This is a genomic window from Thauera sp. AutoDN2, from assembly GCF_051280715.1.
GTDB lineage: Bacteria > Pseudomonadota > Gammaproteobacteria > Burkholderiales > Rhodocyclaceae > Thauera.
This window is the reverse complement of record NZ_JBNCAR010000012.1, coordinates 74800-97535: the sequence shown is the minus strand read 5'-3', so window position 1 is coordinate 97535 and position 22736 is coordinate 74800. Positions and strand designations below refer to the sequence as shown.

Genomic DNA, 22736 nt, shown 5'->3' with positions numbered 1-22736 from the left:
CTGCTTCGGGCTACGCCCTTTGCAGGCTTCCCACCTCGCATAACCGAGCGGACAATTCATTTGCTACAACACCGGACAGTTCTATTTGTTGCCAACAATCTTTTTGCACAGAATTTCGCTCGGCAACGGAAGGGTTCGATGGGTCGTGCCCTGCGCACGCAGTTGCGCTCTGCCCTGTGATCCAGGGTGAGCTTGCCGAGCGGCGGTTCAGGGTATTCATTGATTGAGGGCGCGCCTGCGTGCGCCTAGGCTTCATCGACGCAACGCCCGGCGGTGGCCCACAAGGCCGCCACGGGGCGCTGCGCAGCACCCGGAGCACTATCTTGGGCATGGAGGAAAAGACCATGACGGAAGCGGAGCCCCGCAGGCAGGCACACGCCCCGAGCCTGGAAGACAAGTACACGCTGGCTTCGGGCCGCGTCTACCTCACCGGCTATCAGGCACTGGTTCGCCTGTTGCTGATCCAGAAGGCGCGCGACGAGGCCGCGGGCCTCAATACCGCGGGCTTCGTCTCCGGCTACCGCGGCTCACCGCTGGGCGGACTCGATCAGACGCTTTGGAAGGCACGCCAGCACCTGCAGTCGCGCCACATCGTGTTCCAGCCGGGCGTCAACGAGGACCTGGCCGCCACCGCGGTCTGGGGTACGCAACAGGTGAGCCTGAGCGCCCAGGCCGAGTACCAAGGCGTGTTCGCGCTCTGGTATGGCAAGGGGCCGGGAGTAGACCGCTGTGGTGACGTGTTTCGCCACGCAAACGCGGCCGGCAGTTCGCGCTACGGCGGCGTAGTGGTGGTGGCAGGCGACGACCATGCGGCCAAATCTTCGACACTTCCTCACCAGACAGATCACTTCTTCAAGTCGATGATGATGCCGGTGCTGGCACCGGCAGGCGTGCAGGAGTACATCGACTTCGGCGTACACGGCTATGCGCTTTCGCGCTACTCGGGGTGCTGGGTGGCGTTCAAGGCGCTTGCGGACACGGTCGAAACCTCAGCCTCGGTCGAGGTGGACCCGAATCGCGTGCAGGTGGTGATTCCGTCCGATTTCGCGTTGCCTGCGGACGGACTCAACATCCGCTGGCCCGATCCGCCGCTGGTGCAGGAAAAGCGCCTGCTGCACTACAAGCTCTACGCCGCGCTTGCCTATGCGCGCGCGAACGGGCTGAACCGCATCGTCATCGACGCCCCTTCCCCGCGTCTCGGGATCATCACCTGCGGCAAGAGCTATCTCGATGTGCGACAGGCCTTCGACGACCTTGGCATCGACGACACGCTCGCCGCCGAGATCGGGATACGCCTGTACAAGGTGGGTATGGTGTGGCCGCTCGAAGCCGACGGCGTGCGCCATTTCGCCTCGGGGCTGGACGAAATCCTGGTGGTTGAGGAGAAGCGCCAGTTGCTCGAATACCAGCTCAAGGAGGAGCTTTACAACTGGTGTGAGGACGTGCGTCCGCGCGTCATCGGCAAATTCGACGAGAAGGGCGAATGGGCGCGCATCGTCCGCGCCGACGGCACCGTGGATCACGGCGAATGGCTGCTGCCCGCGGCCGGCGAACTCACCCCGGCGATGATTGCGCGCGTGGTCGCCGCGCGCATCGACCGCTTCTTCACCTCCGATCGCATCCGCGCCCGCCTCGCCTTCCTGGAGGCCAAGGAGGCCGCACTCGAACAACGCGACTTCAGCACAGACCGGGTCCCGACCTTCTGCTCAGGCTGCCCGCACAACACCTCCACGCATGTGCCCGAGGGCAGCCGCGCAGTGGCGGGCATCGGCTGCCATTACATGGTCACCTGGATGCCGGAGCGGCGCACCTCCACGTTCACCCACATGGGCGGCGAGGGCGTGCCCTGGGTGGGGCAGGCCCCCTTCACGCGCGAGAAGCACATCTTCGCCAACCTGGGGGACGGCACCTACTTCCACTCCGGGTTGATGGCAATCCGCCAGGCGGTGGCGGCGAAGGTGAACATCACATACAAGATCCTCTACAACGACGCAGTCGCCATGACCGGCGGCCAACCTCACGACGGGCCGCTCGACGTGCCCACCATCGTGCGCCAGTTGCACGCCGAGGGTGTGCACAACATCGTCGTCGTCACCGACGGCACCGATCGTGCCTACGGCCCGGCCGACATCCCGCACGTTCCGATCCGCCACCGCGACGAACTCGACGCCATCCAGCGCGAGTTGCACGAATCCGGCGGCGTAACCGCGCTGATCTACGACCAGACCTGCGCCGCCGAGAAACGCAGGCGCCGCAAGCGCGGCACCTTTCCAGACCCGGCACGCCGCGTCTTCATCAACGAGGCGGTGTGCGAGGGCTGCGGCGATTGTGGCGTGCAGTCGAACTGCATGTCGATCCTGCCGGTAGAGACGGAGTTCGGCCGCAAGCGCCAGATCGACCAGTCCTCGTGCAACAAGGATTACACCTGCCTCAAGGGCTTCTGTCCGAGCTTCATCACCATCGAGGGCGGGCGGTTGCGCAAGGGCAAGGCACTGGCCGGCGACGATCGTCACTTCGGATCTCCGCCGGCACCGGCGCTGCCCGCCACGACACAGCCCTTCGGCATTCTGGTCACCGGGGTCGGCGGCACCGGCGTGATTACCATCGGTGCCCTGATCGGCATGGCGGCCCACCTCGACGGCAAAGGGGTCACCGTGCTCGACATGACCGGCCTGGCGCAGAAGGGTGGGTCGGTATACAGCCACATCCGCATCGCCGACCGCCCTGAGGATCTGCACGCAGTACGGATCGCCGCCGGGGAGGCGAATGCCGTAATCGGCGGCGATCTTATCGTCAGCGCCAGCATCGAGGCGCTGGCCAAGATGGCCGCGGGACACACGCGTGCCGTCATCAACCTCGCCGAAACCCCGACTTCGGCGTTCGCCCGCGACCCCGACTGGCAGTTTCCACTCGAGCGCATGCGCAAGACCATCGCGGAGGCGCTCGGGGTGCAGGACCTTGCAGCACAGGGCGCGCCTCTGCGCTTTGTGGATGCACAGACGCTGGCCACCCGGCTGCTCGGCGACGGCATCGCCACCAACCTCTTCCTGCTCGGTTTTGCCTGGCAGCAGGGCATGGTGCCCGTATCGGAGGCCGCATTGATGCAGGCCATCGAACTCAACGGCGTTGCGATCGAGATGAACCGCCAGGCCTTCCTGTGGGGACGCCGGGCAGCGCACGACCTCGCTGCAGCGGAAAGCCACGCCCGGCCCGCCCCCCAGCGCCCGGCCCAACGGCCTGGACTGGACGCACTCGTCGCACGCCGCGTCGAGATGCTCACCGCCTACCAGGACGCCGCGTACGCTGCCCGCTACCGCAGCCTGGTCGAGCGCGTACGCGATATCGAAGCCCGGCAGGCGGGCACCGGCAGCACCCGACTCGCTGAAGCCGTCGCACACAACTACTTCAAGCTGCTCGCCTACAAGGATGAGTATGAAGTGGCACGGCTCTATACCGACCCTGCGTTCTGGGCGCAGGTCGAGGCGAGCTTCGAGGGCGATTACAGCGTGCGTTTCCATCTCGCCGCGCCCTTGCTCGCACGCCCGGATCCGAATACGGGACACGTCGCCAAGAGGGCCTTCGGCCCGGGCATGATGCGGATCTTCCGCCTGCTCGCCCGCCTCAAGGGTTTGCGCGGGACGCGCTGGGACCTCTTCGGCCACACTGCCGAACGCCGCGCCGAGCGCGCCCTGATCGCCGACTACGAAGCCGACATTGCCGAAATGCTGGACACGCTGAGCGACGATCGCCTGCCGTTGGCACTCGAGATCGCCAGACTGCCGGAGACCATCCGCGGCTTCGGACACGTCAAGGCACAAGCCATGAAGACTGCGGCCAGGCAACGGAGCACGCTGCTGTCACGCTGGCGGCACACACCGCACGGGGCGCTATCATGAGCGCCCAGTTCGCGCCCTCTGCCCACCATGCCTCCAGCCCTCAAAGCCCTTCTCGCCCAGATCATTGGCCTCGCCGGAGCCCTCGCGCTTGCGCGCGTGGGCGCGGTGACCGGCCTCTGGGCGCTGGTTGCAACGCAGGCCCTGCTCGCATGTGCCGCCTCAGCCGCACTGCGCAGCGCGCGCTGGTGGCTGCCGATTCATCTCGCATTTCTGCCTGCAGTGGTGGGGGTGCTCGGCCTGGGGCTGCGCCCGGAGTGGTTTCTCGCGGCCTTCCTGATGCTGGCGCTGGTGTACTGGAGCAGCTACCGAACCCAGGTTCCGCTCTATCTCAGCAACCGCCAGACCGCCGCTGCGGTAGCTGGCCTGATCCCGCCGGGGGCCGCGAAGGTGCTCGACATCGGCGCAGGAACCGGCTCCCTGCTGCGTCCGCTTGCATCCAGCCGTCCCGACTGCGCGTTCACCGGCATCGAACTGGCGCCGGCCGCCTGGCTCATCGGCCGCCTGCTCGCCGGCAAGCAGGCCAATCTCGCGCTCCTGCGCGGCGATTTCTTTGCGCACGACTGGTCCGGCTACGATCTCGTCTACGCTTTCCTGTCGCCCGTCCCCATGCCCCGGGTGTGGGAGAAGGCCTGCAAGGGGATGCGGAGCGGCAGCCTTCTGGTGAGCAACAGCTTCCAGGTACCCGGCCGCGAGCCCGATGAAGTGATCGAGGTCGCCGACCGCCGCAATACGCGGCTGTTCGTGTACCGCATCGGTCCGGCGCAACGGCATCGAAGCGGTGAAATGACGCACTGAAACGCCGCTTTTCCGCCGCTTGCGCATTCCGCCCAGACCGGATAATGCACAGCATGAAACGGTCAGCTGGCAAAGGAATGTAGCGACATGGCGGAGATCATCTGCGTAATCGGCAACAAAGGTGGAACAGGCAAGACCACGCTCTCGCACATGCTGTGCCAGGGTCTGGGCCTGCTCGGACAGCGCGCCGCGTGCGTGCTCACCGACACTTCGCGCGAGCCGCTGACCCCGGGAGGGCGACGCTATGTGATCGCCGACGCCCGCACGCGTGACGCACTCACCAAAGTCGTCGACAAACTGCGCACGCTCGACAACTGGATCGGCGTCATCGACGGCGGCGGCAACCGGACCGAGATGGACCGAAAGCTCTACGCCCTATCGGACATCGTGCTGCTGCCATTCCGCGAGTCGCACGAAGACATCCGTACCGTGCTGCGCGACCTGGAGATGTTCCCCCGCGCCTACGCCATTCCCACCCAATGGCCGCACAACGCCTGGCAGCGCGAGGCCGCCGACCGCACCGTCGCGCAGTTGCTCGGGGCCTACCGCCATCGCATCCTGCGCCCGGTCAATGCCTTGTCCTCTTCGAAGCTGCTGCTGCAGAAGCAGGTTCCCGAGCAGTTGCCAACGCCGCTTGCAAATGCATGCCGCGCACTCGCGCGCCAAGTACTTGAAGTGCTGGAAATCGACTTCGCCGACACGTATGCGGAGGACGAGCGGGATGCCGAAGGCGAGCGCCTGCCCGCTGCCGAAATGCCGCTGCGCCTGAGCCACGGCGCCCGCCGCCCGCACTGAGGTACGACCCGGCGCCCACGACGGGCTCCAATCCGCCGCAGAAAGCACCTCAGAGCGTCGCGCCGCTGCGAGCGAGCGCCACCAGCGCCTGCGACCGACTGCCCACGCCGAGCGCACGGTAGATCGCGGTCATGTGGACCTTGACCGTACCTTCGCTCAAGCCAAGCAGCTCTGCGATCTCACGGTTGCTGCGCCCGCCCACGAGCAATTCGAGCACGCGCCCTTGCGCCGCCGTCAGGCCAAAACGCTCCGCGGGCGTCAGGCCCCGCGCGGACGATGGACGGCCCCCCGTGCCGCAGGGCGTCGGCATGCCGCCGTCGAGCGCTTCGCGCACCGCCTGGGCCAGCACCTCGCCCGAGCTGGCCTTGGACACGAAGCCAGACGCTCCGGCCTTGAGCGCACGCCGGACCGATGCCTCGTCATCCATGGCCGAGACCACGATCGCCGGGATGTCCGGAAAGCGCTTGGCAAAGATCGACAGCAGCGAAAAGCCGTTCATGCCGGGCAACATCAGATCGATGATCGCCAGATCGACGTCTTCCCCGCGCTCCAGCAGCGCAAGTGCCTCATCGGCGCTGCCGGCCTCGATGCACTCCATGCCGGCCTCGACATGGGCCACGCGCTGGGCCATGGCCTCGCGCACAAGCGCGTGGTCCTCGATGATCAGAATCCTGGTCATAGCCCTCCAGTCGTACCCATTGCCGATTCGGTGACGCGTCCAACATATCACGACACGGGCTAACCCCCTCTATTCCATTCCGGAAAAAGCGGCGAGAATCGGCCCCCTGTTCCTTCCATCCGCCCGCTCGCCCAGCGCCGGTCCGCAACCCGGCCACCCACGATTGCCGCACATGCCCCGCCACCCCGATCGCCACAGCCCGTTCCCCCGCATCGACCGGAGCCGGTGCACGCGGGTCGTGACGGCATGACCCGCGTGTCACGCCTGCTGTGCGTGCTTGCCGCCGGACTGATGCAGGTGACGGCGGCCGTTGCGCAAGCTCCGGTGCTCGTGCTCGCGCAGGGCGAAGACCCGGTGCATCAGGAAGCGGTGCGCGCCTTCAGCGCACGGCTGCAGGACATCGCTCCACAACACACCGTCGCGGTACGGGAAGGCGGCGAGGTCGAGCGCGACGAGCTCGACACGGCGGCGCTTGTCGTGACGCTCGGGAGCGAAGCGGCCACCAACGCCGCACGCGCGGGATCCACGGCACCCATCCTGCATGCGCTGCTGTCGCGCAACGCCCTCGAAGGCCTCGAGCGCGGCGCTGGCTCCGGCCCATTCACGGCAATCGTGCTGGATCAGCCCGCAGCCCGCCAGGTCGCCCTGCTGCGCATGGCCCTCCCCGCACACACGCGTATCGCCACCCTCTACGGCACCGCGAGCACGGCACACGCAAGGGCGCTGACCGCTGCCGCCAGCACGGAGGGCCTTAGCGTGCGCACTGCGCTCGTGCGTAGTGAAGACGAACTCTACCCCGGGCTGCAGAAGGCGCTGCAGGCGCCGGCCGTGCTCGTGAGCCTGCCCGACACCACGGTGTTCAACCGCTACACAGTGCAGAACATCCTTATGACTGCCTACCGGCTGCGCTCGCCGGTGCTGGGCCATTCCGCCGCCTATGTCCGCGCCGGAGCCGTGCTGGGCCTGTACACAAGTGCCACGCAGGCCGGGCACGAGGCCGCCGGGCTCGCGGCGCGCCTGCTGGCTGGCGACCCCATGCCGCCTCCGGCAGCACCGCGGCTATTCGAGGTTGGCGTCAACACCACCGTCGCACGCGCACTCGGACTCCAGCTGCAGCCAGCGGAGACGCTCACCCGCGCACTGATGCAGACCGAGGACGGCCAACGATGATCGGCCGCTGGGGCATCCGTGCACGGGTCACCTTCGTTGCCTTCGTCCCGATGCTGGTGCTCGCGACACTGATGACGGCAACCCACACCGGCCTGCGTCTCGCAGACCTGGACGAGGCACTCCGCGCACGCGCGCACGCCCATGCGCGACAGCTCGCGATCGCGAGCGAGTTTCCGCTCTTTTCCGGTGACCGCCTGCGCCTGCAGCAGATGTCCGAGGCACTGCTGCAGGAGGACGATATCGCAGCGGTGGCGATCGTCGGTGCCGAGGGCGCCATCCTTGCCAGCGCGGGCCAGCTTGCACCCTCGATGCCGGCGCCGCCAGTTGTCGCGCCGGATCGCGCGCAGACGGTCGCCGGCGAACGCTGGCTGCGCATCGTGGAGCCGATCCGCGCCAGCGAGTTGCCGATAGAGGACGCCTTCGAGCACCCTTCCGCCGCGACCACAAGACACAGGACGCCAGGTCTGGTGCTGGTCGACGTCTCACTCGAGCGCCTGCGTGCCCGTCACGCTGAACTGCTGCGCATCGCTGCGGGCTGGATGCTGGTCGTCGCCCTCGGCAGCCTGTTGCTGGCACGGCGCATGAGTCGCAGCGTCAGCGGACCGATCCGTGCGGTTGCCGACACGGTGCAGCGCATCGGCCGCGGCGAGCTTGATCAGCGCGTGGCCCCCAGCGGCGGAGGCAGTCTGCGTGCCTTGGCCGAAGGCGTGAACGAAATGGCTGCACGACTTGCCGACGCTCGCGCACTCATGAGCCGCCGCATCGATGAGGCCACGCTGGCGTTGCGCGCACGGACAGAGGAAGCCGAGCGCGCAAGTCTGGCGAAATCCCGCTTCCTCGCCGCAGCAAGCCACGACCTGCGACAGCCCCTGCACGCCCTCGGACTGTTTCTATCCCAACTCGCACAGCAGGATCTGGACGCGCGCAGCCGCCAGATCACCGAAAGGCTGGTCGCCTCGACCGAGGCGATGGAGGGGCTGCTCGACAGCTTGCTCGACATTTCGCGCCTCGACGCCGGCGTCCTGGCGCCGAGCCCGGTGGCCTTCGACCTGCGGGGTAAGCTCGAACACATGCTCGCCCGGCACGCAGCCGACGCCGCCGAGCATGGTCTGGCGCTCCGCCTGCACTGCCCGCCCTGCTGGGCGCTCACCGACCCTCAGCTGTTCGAACGGATCGTGGACAACCTTCTCGGCAACGCCGTCCGTTACACCCCCTCCGGAACCGTCCTGCTCGCCTGCCGGCGGCGCGGACAGAACTGGCGCGTGGAGGTACGCGACAGCGGCATCGGCATCCATGAGGACGCACAGCAGATCATCTTCCACGAGTTCGTCCAGCTCGAGAATGCCGAACGAGCGCGGGACAAGGGCATGGGCCTCGGGCTGGCGATCGTGCGCCGCCTGGTCGACCTGCTCGGACTCGAACTCTCGCTTCGCTCGGCCCCCGGCCGAGGCTCCGTGTTTGCGATCGAGCTTCAGGCCGCGGCACAGCCGAAACAGGTCGAGATCGATCAGGAAGCGCGGGCGATGGGCAACTTCGATGGGCTCCAGGTGCTCGCGGTCGATGACGATCCGCTCGCACTCGACGCCATGAGCCGTCTGCTCACCACGTGGGGCTGCGACGTGCATCCGGCTCAGGATGCCGAGGAGGCGATGGGGTGGCTGCGTAAGGGGGTCGTACCCGACATCCTCGTCACCGATCTGCGCCTGCGCGGCGAACGTGACGGGCTCGCACTCATGGACGAAGCCCGCGCCGTGCCCGGCCTGAGCCGGATGCCCGCGATCCTGGTGAGTGGCGACACCGCGCCCGAAACACTGGAGCGCGTCCATGCCGCCGGAGCCCACGTCCTTCACAAACCCGCTCGCCCTGCCCGGCTGCGGGCCCTCATCCACCGCCTGGTCGGCGTGAGCTGACGCGCCCCGCTGCGCATCGGGGCGCGTCACCGGCCGCCTCGCTTCGGTTAATATGAACGCATCAGTCCATTACCGAGCGGAGCGCAGACCATGTCTCAGGACCAGAACGCACAAGACCCCCTCGAATTCGTCCGGGGCATGTGGGGCCAGATGGGTTTCTCGCTGCCCGGCATGGTCACCCCGACCCTGGATGTCGATGAACTCGACAAGCGCATCAAGGACATGCGCGCAGTCGAAGGCTGGCTGAAGATGAACCTCAACATGTTGCAGATGAGCATCCAGGGGCTCGAGATGCAGCGCGCCGCACTCGCTGCGGTCAAGGCCATGAGCCAACAGGCCGCAGGCGAGTCGGGTGGGGAGACCGAGGGCAACCCCTTTGCCGCTGCAGCGTCGATGTGGCCGTGGAGCATGATGACCGGCGCTCCCACCGCAGAACAGGCCACCACGCCCGAGGACGGCAGCGCCAAGAGCGGCGCACGTGGAACGCGACGCAAGACCGCACCGGACAAGTGACCGCGAGGGCATCCGCCCCCGCGGCGAATGCCCGATCTCGGCGACATCCAGAGGACGCCGCACCCTGCCTCAGACGACCCCTTGCGCCTGCAGGCGAGCGATCTCCGCATCGGACAGGCCGAGTGCCGCGAGAATCTGCGCGCTGTGCATCCCCACGCGCGCCGGCGCCGGACGCGCTTCTTGCGCAGCCGTCGGCTGCATTTGCAGCAGAGGGCCGAACTGGCGTACCCCGTCGACCTCCATGACCATGCCCCGCGCCCTGAGCTGCTCGTTTTCCAGACTCTCCTCCAGGCGCAACACGGGCGTCACGCAGCAATCCACCGCATCGAACACGGCGATCCATTCGCGCTGGCTGCGGCTGCGGAAGATCTCCGCGAGCGCACTCCGCACCCGCGCACCCGCCTCACCCTCGGCAAGGTGCCCCGGCTCGAGGTCCGGGCGCCCCAGCGTGCTGCACAGCAGCTTCCAGAACTTCTCTTCCAGCGCCCCCACCGCCATGTGGCGGCCGTCTGCGGTTTCATAGACGCCGTAGCACGGTACGCCACCACTGAGCAGCGCTTCGCCGCGCGGCCTGACCCGCCCGTGGGCGAGCACCTCGGTGAGCGGGAAAATCGCATGGGCGAAGCTGGCATCGGTCATCGAGACGTCCACATGGCGCCCGCTGCCGCTTCGCTGTGCGGCGAAGAGCGCGACCATGATGCCCATCGCGGCGCTCATGGTTCCACCGAGCAGATCGCCTACCTGAACGTTGGAGAGCGCCGGCGCGCTGCCGGCCAGGCCGATCTGGTCCAGCACGCCCGCGTAGCCGAGGTAATTGATGTCGTGGCCCGCACGTGCCGCATACGGGCCGGTCTGGCCGTAGCCAGTGATACTGCACAGCACCAGACGAGGATTGCGCGCGGCAAGCACATCGTAGCCCAGGCCCAGGCGCGCCATCACGCCGGGGCGAAAACCCTCGACGACGACGTCCGCGCACTCCACGAGGCGCAGGAAAAGATCGCGCCCCTCGGGGTGCTTGAGGTCCAGACGCAGGCTCTGCTTGTTGCGATTGACGATCTGGTAGAACCAGCTCGTTTCACCGCCCATCGCGCCCATCGTGCGCGCGTAGTCGCCCGCGCCGGTGTCCTCGACCTTGATCACCTCGGCACCGAAGTCGCCAAGGTGCTGGGTCGCCAGTGGCCCCGGCAGGAGACGAGTGAGATCCAGGATACGCACGCCCTCGAGCGGGGCGCGCGGCGCGGTTTCGCGATCGTGCATGCAGCCTCCGGTAATACGGACGGCCACCGCGCCCGGTGGCCGCCGGGCGCAACCGCCCGAGGCGGCCACGCGTGACGTTACTGATAGACCCTGAGGTCGTCGATGACCTTGCCATCGTTGGCAAGTGCGCCCGATGGCAGGAAGGCGACCTCGCCGCGCAGCTTGGTGACCTCGCGGATGCTGGCCGAGATGGCGCTGGCCAGCGCTTCGCTGCCACCGCCAGCCGCCTCGCACATCAGGGTCATGCGGTCGTTGAGGCCCGGATTATCCACCACGAGGCGGGCACGGGTCACCTCCGGGTGGCGGCGCACCACCTGCGCGATCTGGCCGGGATGCACGAACATGCCCTTGACCTTTGTGGTCTGGTCGGCACGTCCCATCCATCCCTTGATGCGTACGTTCGTCCGGCCGCAGGGTGAGCTGCCGGGCAGCACGGCGGACAGGTCGCCGGTGCCGAACCGGATCAGCGGATAGTCGGGATTGAAGGTGGTCACAACCACCTCTCCCACTTCGCCGGGCTCAACCGGGTCACCCGTGCCCGGACGCACGATCTCGAGCAGGATATCCTCATCCGCCACCATGCCCTCGCGAGCAGGGGTTTCATAGGCAATCAGGCCGATGTCCGCGGTAGCATAGGCTTGGCAGGCCTCGATCCCGCGCGCGGCGAAGGCTTCGCGCACGCTGGGCGGAAAGGCTTCACCCGAGACGAAGGCCTTGGTGAAGGATACGGCAACGCCCAATTCGTCTGCCTTGTCGAGCAGGATGCGCAGAAAGGATGGCGTGCCCACGTATGCGTTCGGCCGAAGGTCGGCGATTGCCGCAAGCTGCTGCTCGGTCTGCCCCACGCCGGCCGGGAAAACCGTGCAGCCGAGGGCGTGCGCGGCAGTCTCCATCATCGATCCGGCGGGCGTGAAGTGGTAGGAGAAGGTGTTGTGCACCAGATCGCCGGCACGGAAACCCGCGGCGAACAACGCACGCGCCAGGCGGTAGTAGTCGGGTCGCGCACCCTCGGGTTCGTAGAGCGGACCGGGCGAGGCAAACACGCGCCGGCAGGCCGCGCCCCAGCCGATCGCCGCAAACCCGCCAAAGGGGCGTGCGCCCTTCTGCAGTTCAAGGAGTTCGGACTTGCGGATGACCGGCAGTGTAGCGAGCGCCGCGCGGCTGGTGACCGAGTCCGGGTCAACGTCGGCCAGCAGCCGCCCGAAGGCAGGTGCTGCAGCACGTGCGTGTGCGATCTGCGCCGGTAGCCGGGCCAGCAACTCGCGTTCGCGGATCTCGGGGTCGCGGGTTTCCCGCGCATCGTGGAAAGTCATCTCGGCATCCCTGCTCGCTAGGTGGTTGTCTCGGATTCGGGCCTGCACCGGCTCAACTCAGCCACCGCTTGCGGCGGCGGTAATGCTTGATGTCGCGGAAGCTCTTGCGCCCCTCACCCGAGAGCCCGAGGTAGAACTCCTTGACGTCCTCGTTGGTGGACAACTCGCTCGCCGCGCCTTCCATGACGATACGGCCGTTCTCCATGATGTAGCCGAAATCGGCGTAGCGAAGCGCGACCATGGTGTTCTGTTCGGCGAGCAGAAAGCTCACCTTTTCCTTGGTGTTGAGATCCTTGACGATCTCGAACACCTCTTCGACGATCAGCGGCGCCAGACCCATCGAAGGTTCGTCGAGCAGCACCAGCTTCGGCTTGGCCATGATTGCGCGCCCGATCGCGCACATCTGCTGTTCACCGCCCGAGGTATAGGCTGCCTGGCTGTTGCGGCGCGTCTTCAGGCGGGGGAAATAGGTGTAGACCTTCTCCAGCGTCTCCTCGACCGCGGCCTTGCCGTCGGTGCGTGTGTAGGCGCCGGTGCGCAGGTTCTCCTCGATGGTCAGGTGGCCGAAACAATGGCGGCCCTCCATGACCTGCACGACGCCGCGCTTGACGAGGTCGGCGGGGGTCAGCGCTTCGACGCGCTCGCCCTTGTATTCGACCGAACCCTTGGTCACCTCGCCGCGTTCGCCCTTGAGCAGGTTGCTGACCGCACGCAGGGTGGTGGTCTTGCCCGCGCCGTTGCCGCCCAGCAGCGCAACGATGCTGCCCTCCTGCACCGAAAGCGACACGCCCTTCAGCACGAGGATGACGTGGTTGTAGATGACCTCGATGTTATTGACGCTGAGGAAGGCTGGGTTGGGTGCGTTCATGTTCGATTCCAGGGAAAGTCCTCCGCACCACGCGGTGCGGAGGCACGTTTCAACTCAGTTTCAACGCGGTTTCGACTTATTCCGCGCACTGCTCCGCGGTACGGCGCTGGATGCCCTTCTCAGCCGCATACTTGCTCGCCGCCTCGAGCACCATCGGACGCAGCACCTTGTCGTCGGCCTGATACCAGTCGGAACTGAACGCCCACTTGCTGCCGTCCCAGGAGTGCACGCGCACCCACGACGCACCCATGTGGTCGGTGCAGGAGGTCTGCACCGGGCGCATCACGCCGGCGAAGCCCATGGCGTCGAGCTTGCCCTGGTCGAGGTTGAGATTCTCCAGACCCCAGCGCACCTGCTCGCCGGTCATGACCTTGCCCTTGCCGTAACGCTCCTGCGCCTGGCGCACGCCTTCCACGCCCAGCATGGCCGAGATCAGGCCGCGCATGTACAGCACGGAGCCAACCTCATCCTTCGGACCCGTACCCTGGCCCTTGTCGTGCACCATGGCGAGCATGTCCTTGACGACCTTGCTGTTCGGCTCGGCGCCGTGCTGCAGCGCAAGCGCGCTGTAGCCCTTGGCACCGGCACCGACGTCCTTGACGTCCGGTTCCGCGCCCGCCCACCAGATACCCAGCATCTTCTCACGCGGATAGCCGGTGGCCTGCGCTTCCTTGATTGCGGTGGAGTTCATCACGCCCCAGCCCCACAGCAACACATGGTCCGGACGATCGCGGCGAATCTGCAGCCAGGTGGCCTTCTGCTCCACGCCCGGGTGGGCGACCGGCAGGAGTTGCAGATCGAAGCCGTGCATCTTGGCACGCTCCTGCAGCACCGGGATCGGCTCCTTGCCGAAGGGGCTGTCGTGATAGACGAGCGCAATCTTCTTGCCCTTGAGATTGTCCAGCCCACCCATCTCCTTGGCGACGTGCTGGATGGCAACGTCCGCACCGACCCAGTAGGTGCCCAGCAGCGGGAAGTTCCAGGTGAACACCGAGCCATCCTGCGACTCGCTGCGGCCATAGCCGGCGGTGATCAGCGGGATCTTGTCGGCCGTCGCCTTGTCGGTGAGCGCGAAGGTCACCCCGGTCGAAAGGCTCTGGAACAGCGTTGCGTTCTTGCCCTTCAGGCGCTCGTAACACTCCACGCCGCGGTCGGTGGCGTAGCCGAACTCGCACTCCTCGTACGAGAGCTTGACGCCGTTGACGCCGCCCTGGGCGTTGATCAGCTTCAGGTAATCGACATAACCGTTGGCCCAGGGGTTGCCGTTGGCGGCATAGGCGCCGGTGCGATAGACCAGCACCGGAAAGAACTGCTCCTGCGCTTGAGCCTGGGCGGCGGTGGGGAACACGGCGGACGACAGGCCCACCGACGCGATGGCGGCCGCGAGGGCCAGGGAACGGAATTTCATGAGTCTCCTCCTTTTATATGCTGCATGGGCACTGCGGGAAATGAAACGCTGCATCAGTGCGGGAAGGGCCACAGACGCAGCTTCTGCTTGGCGATCGACCACAGACGGGCGAGGCCATGCGGCTCGACGATCAGGAAGAAGATGATCAGCGAACCGAAGATGATGAACTCGGCATGGGACACGCCGGCGGTCGATACCGAAATGCCGACCAGGCCACCGAGGAAGGGCAGGAACTGGTTCAGGAAGATCGGCAGGACGACGATGAAGGCCGCGCCGAAGAAGCTGCCCATGATCGACCCCATGCCACCGATGATGACCATGAACAGCAGTTGGAAGGAGCGATCGACCGAGAACGCCGCCGGCTCCCACGACCCCAGGTAGACGAACCCCCACAGCGCACCGGCCACGCCGACGAAGAAGGAGCTGACCGCAAACGCCGATAGCTTGGAGAACATCGGGCGGATGCCGATGACCTCGGCGGCCACGTCCATGTCGCGGATCGCCATCCACTGGCGGCCGATGGCCGCGCGGGTCAGGTTCTTGGCGATCACCGCGAACACCACCACGAAGGCGAGGCAGAACAGGTACTTCTCCACCGGCGAGTCGATCACCCAGCCCAGCACCTCGAGTTTGGCAACCGACACCGAACCGGACGAGGAGTAGTTGGTGAACCAGCCGATGCGCAGGAAGGCCCAGTCGCACAGGAACTGCGCCGCCAACGTCGCCACTGCAAGGTAGAGGCCGCGCACGCGCAGGCTGGGGATGCCGAACAGGATGCCGAACGCCGCCGCCGCTGCACCCCCGAGCAGCATCGCCAGCACCAGCGGCATGCCATCGATGCGCACCATGAAGTTGTAAGCAGCATACGCCCCGATCGCCATGAAGGCGCCCGCCCCCAGCGTGATCTGGCCGCAATAGCCGACCAGCAGGTTCACCCCCAGCGCGGCCAGCGACAGCACCAGGAAGGGAATCAGGATGGCGCGGAACATGTACTCGTCGGCCAGCATCGGCACCGCAAGCACGGCGAAGGCGATCAACCCGTAGACGAACCACTTGTCCTGGGCGATGGTGAAAATTTGTTGGTCGGCCGCGTAGCTCGTCTTGAACTGGCCGTTTTCGCGATAGAACACTGTTATGTCTCCCGGTCAGACGCGGTTGATGATCTTTTCGCCGAACAGACCCTGCGGTCGGAACAGCAGCACAATCAGCGCCATCACATAGGCGAACCAGATCTCGATGCCGCCACCGACGAAGGGGCCGAGGTACACCTCGGAGAGCTTCTCGCCGACACCGATGATCAGGCCGCCGACGATCGCGCCCGGCACCGAGGTCAGGCCGCCAAGGATCACCACCGGCAGGGCACGCAGGGCGACGGTGACGAGCGAGAACTGCACGCCCATCTTGGAGCCCCAGATGATGCCGGCCACCAGCGCCACCAGACCCGCCACGCACCACACGATCACCCAGGTCTTGTTGAGCGGGATGCCCACCGACTGCGCCGCCTGATGGTCGTCCGCCACCGCACGCAGGGCGCGGCCGATCGCGGTCTTCTGGAAGAAGATGGTGAGGCCGCCCACCAGCACCGCCGCCAGCGCCGCAGCGATGAAGTCCTCCTTGTTGATCATGACGCCGCCTTCGATGAGGCCCTCGAACATGATCACCGGATCCTTCGGCATGCCCACGTTGATCGAGTAGATCTCGCTGCCGAAAAAGGTCTGGCCGAGGCCCTCGAGCACATAAGCGATACCCAGCGTCACCATCAGCAGCGTTGCGCCCTCCTGGTTCACCAGTTTGCGCAGCACGAAGCGCTCCACCGCCCAGGCCACCGCAAACATGACCAGGCCAGCACCGACGATGCCGATCACGTTGGCCAGGAAGAGGCTGTCACCGCCGAGTGCCGCGTTGCTCCACTCGGAGAAGCGGGCCATCGCCAGCGCAGCCACCAGTACCATCGCCCCCTGGGCGAAGTTGAACACCCCCGAGGCCTTGAAGATGAGCACGAAGCCCAGGGCGACCAGCGCATACAACATGCCGGTCATCAGCCCACCCAACATCGTTTCGATAAAGAATCCCATGTCCCGCTCCGCTCAGTGGCCGCTGCCCAGGTAGGCGTTGATGACATCCTGGTTGTTCCGGACTTCGTCCGGCGTCCCGTCGCCGATCTTCTTGCCGTAATCGAGCACCACCACGCGGTCGGAGATGTCCATGACCACGCCCATGTCGTGTTCGATCAGCACGATCGTGGTGCCAAACTGGTCGCTGATGTCGAGGATGAAGCGGCACATGTCTTGCTTTTCCTCGACGTTCATGCCCGCCATCGGCTCGTCGAGCAGCAGGATCTGCGGCTCCATCGCCAGCGCGCGACCGAGGTCGACACGCTTCTGCAGACCGTAGGGCAGCGCCCCCACGGGCGTCTTGCGGATGTGCTGGATCTCGAGGAAGTCGATGATCTCCTCGACCTTCTCGCGGTGCGCGATCTCCTCGCGCAGCGCCGGACCGAGCCAAAGCGCCTGCTGGAAGATGTTGCACTTCATCTTCAGGTTGCGCCCGGTCATGATGTTGTCGAGCACGCTCATGCCCTTGAACAGCGCGATGTTCTGGAAGGTGCGTGCGATCCCCTGCTGGGCCGCCATGTGCGGCTCCATCTTCTTGCGCTCCTCGCCGCGGAACATGATGCGGCCTTCCTGCGGGTGGTAGACGCCGTTGATCACGTTCAGCATCGAACTCTTGCCCGCGCCGTTGGGGCCGATGATGGCCCGCACCTCGTGCTCGCGGATGTTGAAGCTGATGTCGGTGAGCGCCTTGACGCCCCCGAAACGCAGCGAAATGTTCTGCAGGTCGAGGATCACGTCGCCGAACCGGCGCCCGGCCTGCGCCCCGGTCGGGGCGGTGTTCATGTCGGTCATGTTCATGCCTCGTCTCCTCAGGCCGCCTGCTTGCCGGCCTGCGCCGCGAAGGTCTTCACTTCCTCGATGCGAAGATCGGCGGAAACCTTGCCGGTGCGGCCGTCCTCGTATTTCACCTGGGTCTCTATGTACTGGCTCTTGCGGCCCTCGAACAGGGCATCGATCAGCACACCGTACTTCTCCGCGATGAAGTTGCGCCGCACCTTGCGCGTGCGGGTCAGTTCCCCGTCATCGGCATCGAGTTCCTTGTGCAGGATCAGGAAGCGCTTGATCTGCGAGCCGCTCATGTTGGGGTCCGCGGCCAGATCGGCATTGACCTTCTCCACGCAGTCACGGATCAGTTCGTACACCGCACCCTGCTGGGCGAGGTCGGCGTAGCCGGAGTAGGCCATGCCCTTCTTCTCCGCCCAGTTGCCCACCGCCTCGAGGTCGATGTTGATGAAGGCGGTCGCGAACGCCTTGCCGTTACCGAAGGTGACCGCTTCCTTTACATGCTGGAAGAACTTGAGCTTGTTCTCGATGTAGTTGGGCGCAAACATCGTGCCGTCGGCCATCTTGCCGACATCCTTGGCGCGGTCGATGATCTTCAGGTGCCCATCCTCGTCGAAGAAGCCGGCGTCGCCAGTCATGAAGTAGCCTTCGGCGTTGATCGACTCGGCAGTGGCGTCCGGGCGCTTGTAATAGGCCTTGAGCAGCATCGGCCCCTTGACCAGGATCTCGCCGTTGTCGGCGAGCTTGACCTCGACGAAAGGCGCCGGCTTGCCCACCGAATCAAGCTTGATCTCTCCGTCGGGCTGCAGGCACACATAGGCACAGGTCTCGGTCTGGCCGTAGAGCTGCTTGAGGTTGATGCCGATCGAGCGGTAGAAGCGGAACAGGTCCGGACCGATCGCTGCACCTGCGGTGTAGGCGACGCGGATCCGGCTCATGCCGAGCACGTTCTTCAGCGGCCCGTACACCAGCAGGTTGCCCAGCCAGTACTGGAAGCGATCGCCCCCCGACACCGGCTTGCCGTCCAGAATGTCGGCGCCACAGCGACGGGCGACGTCCATGAAGTGGTGGAAGACCTTGCGCTTGAGGCTACCAGCATCCTCCATGCGAATCATGACCTGGGTGAGCAGGTTCTCGAACACGCGCGGCGGGGCGAAGTAGTAGGTCGGGCCGATCTCGCGCAGGTCGGTCATCACCGTTTCACCCGACTCCGGGCAATTGATGGTGAATCCGGCGACCGTGGCCTGCGCGAACGAGAACAGGTGATCCCCCACCCAGGCCATCGGCAGGTAGGACAGGATGTCCTCCTTGTCGGTGAGCTTGTCGAACAGGATCGCACCGCGCGCCGCGGCGACAAAAGCGCCGTGCGTCTGGCACACGCCCTTGGGCTTGCCGGTGGTGCCCGAGGTGTACAGCATGATCGAGATGTCGTCGGAGGCGCCCTTGTCGATCTCGCCCGTCAGGAAGTCCGGCTGGTTGCGGTCGTGAATGCGGCCCATCTCCTGCAACTCATCCAGCCCCTTGAGCATGGTCTGGGCGTAGTGGCGCATGCCCCGCGGGTCGTCGTAGATCACGTGCTCCAGCATCGGCGCCTCGGGCAGGATCTCGAGCATCTTGTCGACCTGCTCCTGATCCTCGACCACCGCGAAGCGGATCTCGGCATCCTGCAGCACATAGACCATCTCCTGCGCCACCGCATCCTGGTACAACATGACCGGGATGCCGCCAAGGCACTGGCATGCCGCGACGGACCAGTACAGGCGCGGACGGTTGTCACCGACGATGGCGAGCCGGTCGCCGCGCTTGAAGCCGAGTTCCGCCAGCCCGCAGGCGATTGCACGAACATTCTCGGCAACCTGCGCCCACGTGTAGGTCTGCCAGATTCCGTACGCCTTCTCTCGCATCGCCGCCTGCTGCGGACGTACCTGTGCGTGATGCATCAGGTAGCGCGGGAAGGTGTCCAGCACCACTTCGCCCTGACGGTGGTCGGACGCGCTCATGCGTGTGTCCATTCCACACTCCTCCTTTGGTTGTCCCTGTCTGGACGCTGCGCCGCGGCCGCTTCGTGATCTTGTCGTGGCTCGGGCGGGACGCCGACGAGCGTCCGATCCAGTTGAGGCTGGAGTGTGGCAAGGCACCTTTGCGCAACTGTTTGTGGAATGTACTGAATTGTTGCAACCGGGCGAAAAGTGCCGGCGCCTCGCAACTGGAGCCTCCAATCGACAAATCAGCGGTTGCCGGACTGACTGGGCAAGCCCGTTCGCGCTAGACTCGCGCCTGCCCGGTCTTTCGCTCCGGGCAGATGCCGTCACCCTCACCCGGAACACGCCCGATGGAACGCAAGGACTTCACCAAACCCGTCCACGTCACGACCTGGATGGCCGTCTTTCTCGCACTTGTGGCCGTTCTCGCGGCTGCGCTCGTTCCCCAGCTCAAGCATGCGTTTCTCGCCAACGGCGCCTTCAACGGCGTGATCCTGTTCGTGCTTGCCGTGGGCATCCTCGTCAACCTGCGCCAGGTCTGGCGACTGCAGCGCGAAGTGCTGTGGATCGAGGCGTTCCAGCAGTCGGACGGGGGCCCGGCGCAAACCGGCCTGCGTCCGGTCCTGCTCGCTCCGATGGCCCGCCTGCTCTCCAGCCGCAAGCGCGGTCAGTTCCACCTCTCCCCGGCATCCACCCGCTCGATCCTCGACAGCGTGCAGATCCGCCTCGAGGAACAGCGCGATCTGTCCCGCTACCTGATCGGGCTGCTCATCTTCCTCGGCCTGCTCGGCACCTTCTGGGGACTGCTCGCAACCATCCGCTCGATCGGCGAGATCATCGGCAACCTGAGCGTGGGCAGCGACCCGGTGGCCATGTTCGAGGCGCTCAAGGCCAAGCTCGACGCGCCCCTGGGTGGCATGGCGACCAGTTTCTCGACCTCGTTGTTCGGTCTTGCCGGCTCGCTTGTCGTCGGCTTCCTCGACCTCCAGTCCGGCCACGCGCAGAACCGTTTCTACAATGAACTTGAAGAGTGGCTCTCGAACATCACCAAGCTGCCCTCGGGCGTCGGCATGGAGGGCGAAGGCAACGTACCCGCCTACGTACAGGCGCTGCTCGAGCAGACCGCCGAGAGCATCGAGCGCATGCAGCGCTCGGCGGCCGAGTCCGAGCGCGAGCGTCGTGTCACCGCCGAGCACCTGGGCGAGCTCAACAACCAGCTCACCCGCCTGGCCGACCTCATCGGCCGCGAATCACGTGATCTGTCCGCACTCTCGGCCACCCAGGACGACCTGCGCGGCCTGATCCGCCAGCTCGCCCAGCAGCCCGCACAGGGCACGCAGTTCACCGAGGACCTGCGCGCCGAATTACGCCTGCTCTCGCGAACCATCGGCGCAGCGCTGGGCGGTGCTTCCGGCAACAAGGCGGACTGAGCCATGGCCCGACTCGCCCGCCGCCGGCCACTGGACTTCTGGCCCGGCTTCGTGGACGCGCTCGCATCACTGCTGATGGTGATGGTGTTCGTGATCCTGGTGTTCGTGATCGGCCAGTTCGTGCTCGCCGACGCGGTCAGCGGCCGCGACCGAGCGCTCGCCCAACTGAACGCCGAGCTCGCCGCACTCGCGCAGACCCTGAGCCTGGAGAAGTCCGCGCGCGAACGTGCGGACGTCATGGTCGGCGAGCTGAGCGCCTCACTCACCGCCTCGGAGCGAGAGCGCGAGGCGCTGAGCAACGAGCTGCTCGCCTCGCGCGACGAACTGCACGCTGCGCAGGACGAGGCCAAGACGCAGCGCGAGGAGGCCGCGCGCCTGTCGGCCGACATCGCGGCGCTCCAGAAGCTCAAGGCAGAACTCGAGGCCGAGGCCGCGCGCCTGGCGAGTGCGCTCGATACCTCGGAGCGTGGGCTGAAGGAACAGCAGGAGATGTCGGCCGCTGCGATCGCTCAGGTCGAACTGCTCAATCGCCAGCTTGCCGCGGTGCGCGAACAGATCGAACAGCTCAACAATGCGCTGGCCAGCGCCGAGGCCGCAGCACGCGACAAGGACCTCAAGCTCGAAGAGCTCGGGCGCGAGCTCAACCTCGCGCTGGCCGCCCGCGTGAAGGAACTCGCACGTTACCGCTCCGAGTTCTTCGGGCGTCTGCAGGCCGTACTCGGCGACCGCAAGGACGTGCAGATCGTCGGCGACCGCTTCGTTTTTTCCAGCGAGGTGCTGTTCCCCTCGGCCTCGGACGAGGTCAGCCCCGACGGGTTCATTCAGCTCACCCGTCTGGCAGAAACCCTGAAAACCCTCTCTGCGGAGATGCCGAAGGATCTGCCCTGGGTGCTCCAGGTCGATGGCCATACCGATCGCCGGCCGATCTCCACCGCGCGCTTCCCATCGAACTGGGAGCTTTCGACCGCACGTGCGCTCGCCATCGTAAAATTCCTGCGCAGCCAGGGCGTTCCGCCCGAGCGCCTCGCCGCTACCGGCTACGGCGAGTTCCACCCGCTGGACACGGCAGGCACCGAGGCGGCCCACGCGCGCAACCGGCGCATCGAGCTCAAGCTGACCAGCCGCTGAGCGCGCCGCAGCCGTGCTGTTCGTCGTGGGTGCGGGCAACCCCGCCCCACGACGAACAGCGGCGCCGACCACCGTACGCGCTTCAGGTCCAGCCGGTTTCAGGCGCCGCGGTCCCGCCTGCTTCCGGCCTTCTCGAGATCCTGCACCACCACCGACAGCGCCTCGGTCGAGATCAGCACCTCGATCAGCGACAGCACGAGCGACATCGCCAGGATCACGATGCTGATCCCGAACATCCATTGCCCCGCGGTCTGCGCCTCGACGAAGAGCGCAAACATCGACAGCGCACAGAGCAGGAAGCTGAGCACCCCGAAGCCCTGCATGTACTGGGTCAGCATGATCCGCCGCTTCAACCCTGGCAGTTGGCACTGCACCAACGGCGCCGCGCGATCGCTGGAGGCGTTGAGTTGCCGGATCACCTGCGCGAGCGTGAGGAAGCGGTTCGTATATGCGAGCAAGAGCAGTGAAATCGCCGGGAACAGCAGCGCAGGGGTGGTGAGGTTCATCGCGAATCCGGGCCTGTTGCGGAACACCGCATTCTATCGCCCAGCGCAGAGTGCGCCCCACGAGAAGAGCGCCCGACGGTCTCAAGGGCCCCAGGTGCCAACGAATGGAGGCACAGCATGGGGGCCCCGAATCGGGGTGCTAAAAAAAAACGGCGCCGAAGCGCCGTGTCCCAATTGGGAGAGGGGGGA

At 66.1% G+C, this 22736-nt stretch carries 18 protein-coding genes; 8 read left to right on the top strand and 10 right to left on the bottom strand.

What is annotated here, in order from left to right; all coding sequences use genetic code 11:
* Window positions 1-344: 344 nt before the first annotated feature.
* The 3 genes from ACPT9U_RS09215 to ACPT9U_RS09205 all read left to right on the top strand — a co-directional run bounded on the left by ACPT9U_RS09215 (window position 345) and on the right by ACPT9U_RS09205 (window position 5486).
* The gene (locus ACPT9U_RS09215; protein WP_435750693.1) at window positions 345-3896 is read left to right on the top strand and encodes an indolepyruvate ferredoxin oxidoreductase family protein; all 3552 of its coding nucleotides are present in this window, start codon (window positions 345-347) and stop codon (window positions 3894-3896) included.
* A 27-nt stretch (window positions 3897-3923) separates the two neighbouring features.
* Window positions 3924-4691, top strand: coding sequence for a class I SAM-dependent methyltransferase (locus ACPT9U_RS09210; RefSeq protein WP_435750692.1), 768 nt, complete (start codon window positions 3924-3926; stop codon window positions 4689-4691).
* A gap of 87 nt (window positions 4692-4778) precedes the next feature.
* On the top strand, window positions 4779-5486 hold the full coding sequence (locus ACPT9U_RS09205; protein WP_418363658.1) for a hypothetical protein: 708 nt from the start codon (window positions 4779-4781) through the stop codon (window positions 5484-5486).
* 49 nt (window positions 5487-5535) lie between these two features.
* On the opposite strand, the gene ACPT9U_RS09200 is transcribed toward ACPT9U_RS09205, so the two are convergent.
* Entirely contained in the window at window positions 5536-6165 is a 630-nt protein-coding gene (locus ACPT9U_RS09200) for a response regulator transcription factor (protein WP_418363659.1), read from the bottom strand.
* 246 nt (window positions 6166-6411) lie between these two features.
* On the opposite strand from ACPT9U_RS09200, the gene ACPT9U_RS09195 reads away from it, so the two are divergent.
* The 3 genes from ACPT9U_RS09195 (at window position 6412) to ACPT9U_RS09185 (ending at window position 9758) form a co-directional block, all read left to right on the top strand.
* A complete protein-coding gene (locus tag ACPT9U_RS09195; protein WP_435750690.1) occupies window positions 6412-7335 on the top strand; it encodes an ABC transporter substrate-binding protein in 924 nt (307 codons plus the stop codon).
* Window positions 7332-9245: an ATP-binding protein gene (locus ACPT9U_RS09190; RefSeq protein ID WP_435750689.1), complete on the top strand. Its 1914-nt coding sequence runs from the start codon at window positions 7332-7334 to the stop codon at window positions 9243-9245. Before ACPT9U_RS09195 ends, ACPT9U_RS09190 begins: the two co-directional genes overlap by 4 nt.
* A gap of 90 nt (window positions 9246-9335) precedes the next feature.
* On the top strand, window positions 9336-9758 hold the full coding sequence (locus ACPT9U_RS09185) for a PhaM family polyhydroxyalkanoate granule multifunctional regulatory protein (RefSeq protein WP_435750688.1): 423 nt from the start codon (window positions 9336-9338) through the stop codon (window positions 9756-9758).
* A gap of 69 nt (window positions 9759-9827) precedes the next feature.
* On the opposite strand, the gene ACPT9U_RS09180 is transcribed toward ACPT9U_RS09185, so the two are convergent.
* From ACPT9U_RS09180 to ACPT9U_RS09145, 8 genes are all read right to left on the bottom strand, one after another.
* Window positions 9828-11015 carry a CaiB/BaiF CoA transferase family protein gene (locus ACPT9U_RS09180; RefSeq protein ID WP_418363663.1) on the bottom strand — a complete coding sequence of 396 codons (1188 nt, stop codon included), beginning with the start codon at window positions 11013-11015 and terminating at the stop codon, window positions 9828-9830.
* A 77-nt stretch (window positions 11016-11092) separates the two neighbouring features.
* Window positions 11093-12328 carry a phenylacetate--CoA ligase family protein gene (locus ACPT9U_RS09175; protein WP_435750686.1) on the bottom strand — a complete coding sequence of 412 codons (1236 nt, stop codon included), beginning with the start codon at window positions 12326-12328 and terminating at the stop codon, window positions 11093-11095.
* Between the two features lie 52 nt (window positions 12329-12380).
* Window positions 12381-13196: an ABC transporter ATP-binding protein gene (locus ACPT9U_RS09170; RefSeq protein WP_418363665.1), complete on the bottom strand. Its 816-nt coding sequence runs from the start codon at window positions 13194-13196 to the stop codon at window positions 12381-12383.
* A 76-nt stretch (window positions 13197-13272) separates the two neighbouring features.
* Window positions 13273-14604, bottom strand: a complete 1332-nt coding sequence (locus ACPT9U_RS09165) for an ABC transporter substrate-binding protein (protein WP_418363666.1) — start codon at window positions 14602-14604, stop codon at window positions 13273-13275.
* 53 nt (window positions 14605-14657) lie between these two features.
* Window positions 14658-15734, bottom strand: a complete 1077-nt coding sequence (locus tag ACPT9U_RS09160; RefSeq protein WP_418363667.1) for a branched-chain amino acid ABC transporter permease — start codon at window positions 15732-15734, stop codon at window positions 14658-14660.
* Window positions 15735-15749: 15 nt separating this feature from the next.
* Window positions 15750-16679 carry a branched-chain amino acid ABC transporter permease gene (locus ACPT9U_RS09155; protein WP_418363668.1) on the bottom strand — a complete coding sequence of 310 codons (930 nt, stop codon included), beginning with the start codon at window positions 16677-16679 and terminating at the stop codon, window positions 15750-15752.
* Window positions 16680-16691: 12 nt separating this feature from the next.
* Complete coding sequence (locus tag ACPT9U_RS09150; RefSeq protein WP_418363669.1) at window positions 16692-17516, bottom strand: ABC transporter ATP-binding protein; 825 nt, start codon at window positions 17514-17516, stop codon at window positions 16692-16694.
* Window positions 17517-17527: 11 nt separating this feature from the next.
* Window positions 17528-19513 carry an AMP-dependent synthetase/ligase gene (locus ACPT9U_RS09145; RefSeq protein WP_418363670.1) on the bottom strand — a complete coding sequence of 662 codons (1986 nt, stop codon included), beginning with the start codon at window positions 19511-19513 and terminating at the stop codon, window positions 17528-17530.
* Between the two features lie 320 nt (window positions 19514-19833).
* On the opposite strand from ACPT9U_RS09145, the gene ACPT9U_RS09140 reads away from it, so the two are divergent.
* Together ACPT9U_RS09140 and ACPT9U_RS09135 are read left to right on the top strand one after the other, a co-directional pair.
* A complete protein-coding gene (locus ACPT9U_RS09140; protein ID WP_435750684.1) occupies window positions 19834-20913 on the top strand; it encodes a flagellar motor protein MotA in 1080 nt (359 codons plus the stop codon).
* Between the two features lie 3 nt (window positions 20914-20916).
* A complete protein-coding gene (locus ACPT9U_RS09135; protein WP_435750683.1) occupies window positions 20917-22041 on the top strand; it encodes a peptidoglycan -binding protein in 1125 nt (374 codons plus the stop codon).
* Window positions 22042-22139: 98 nt separating this feature from the next.
* Here ACPT9U_RS09135 and ACPT9U_RS09130 read toward each other — a convergent pair whose 3' ends face one another.
* The gene (locus tag ACPT9U_RS09130; protein ID WP_418363673.1) at window positions 22140-22547 is read right to left on the bottom strand and encodes a DUF2721 domain-containing protein; all 408 of its coding nucleotides are present in this window, start codon (window positions 22545-22547) and stop codon (window positions 22140-22142) included.
* Between the last annotated feature and the right edge of the window lie 189 nt (window positions 22548-22736).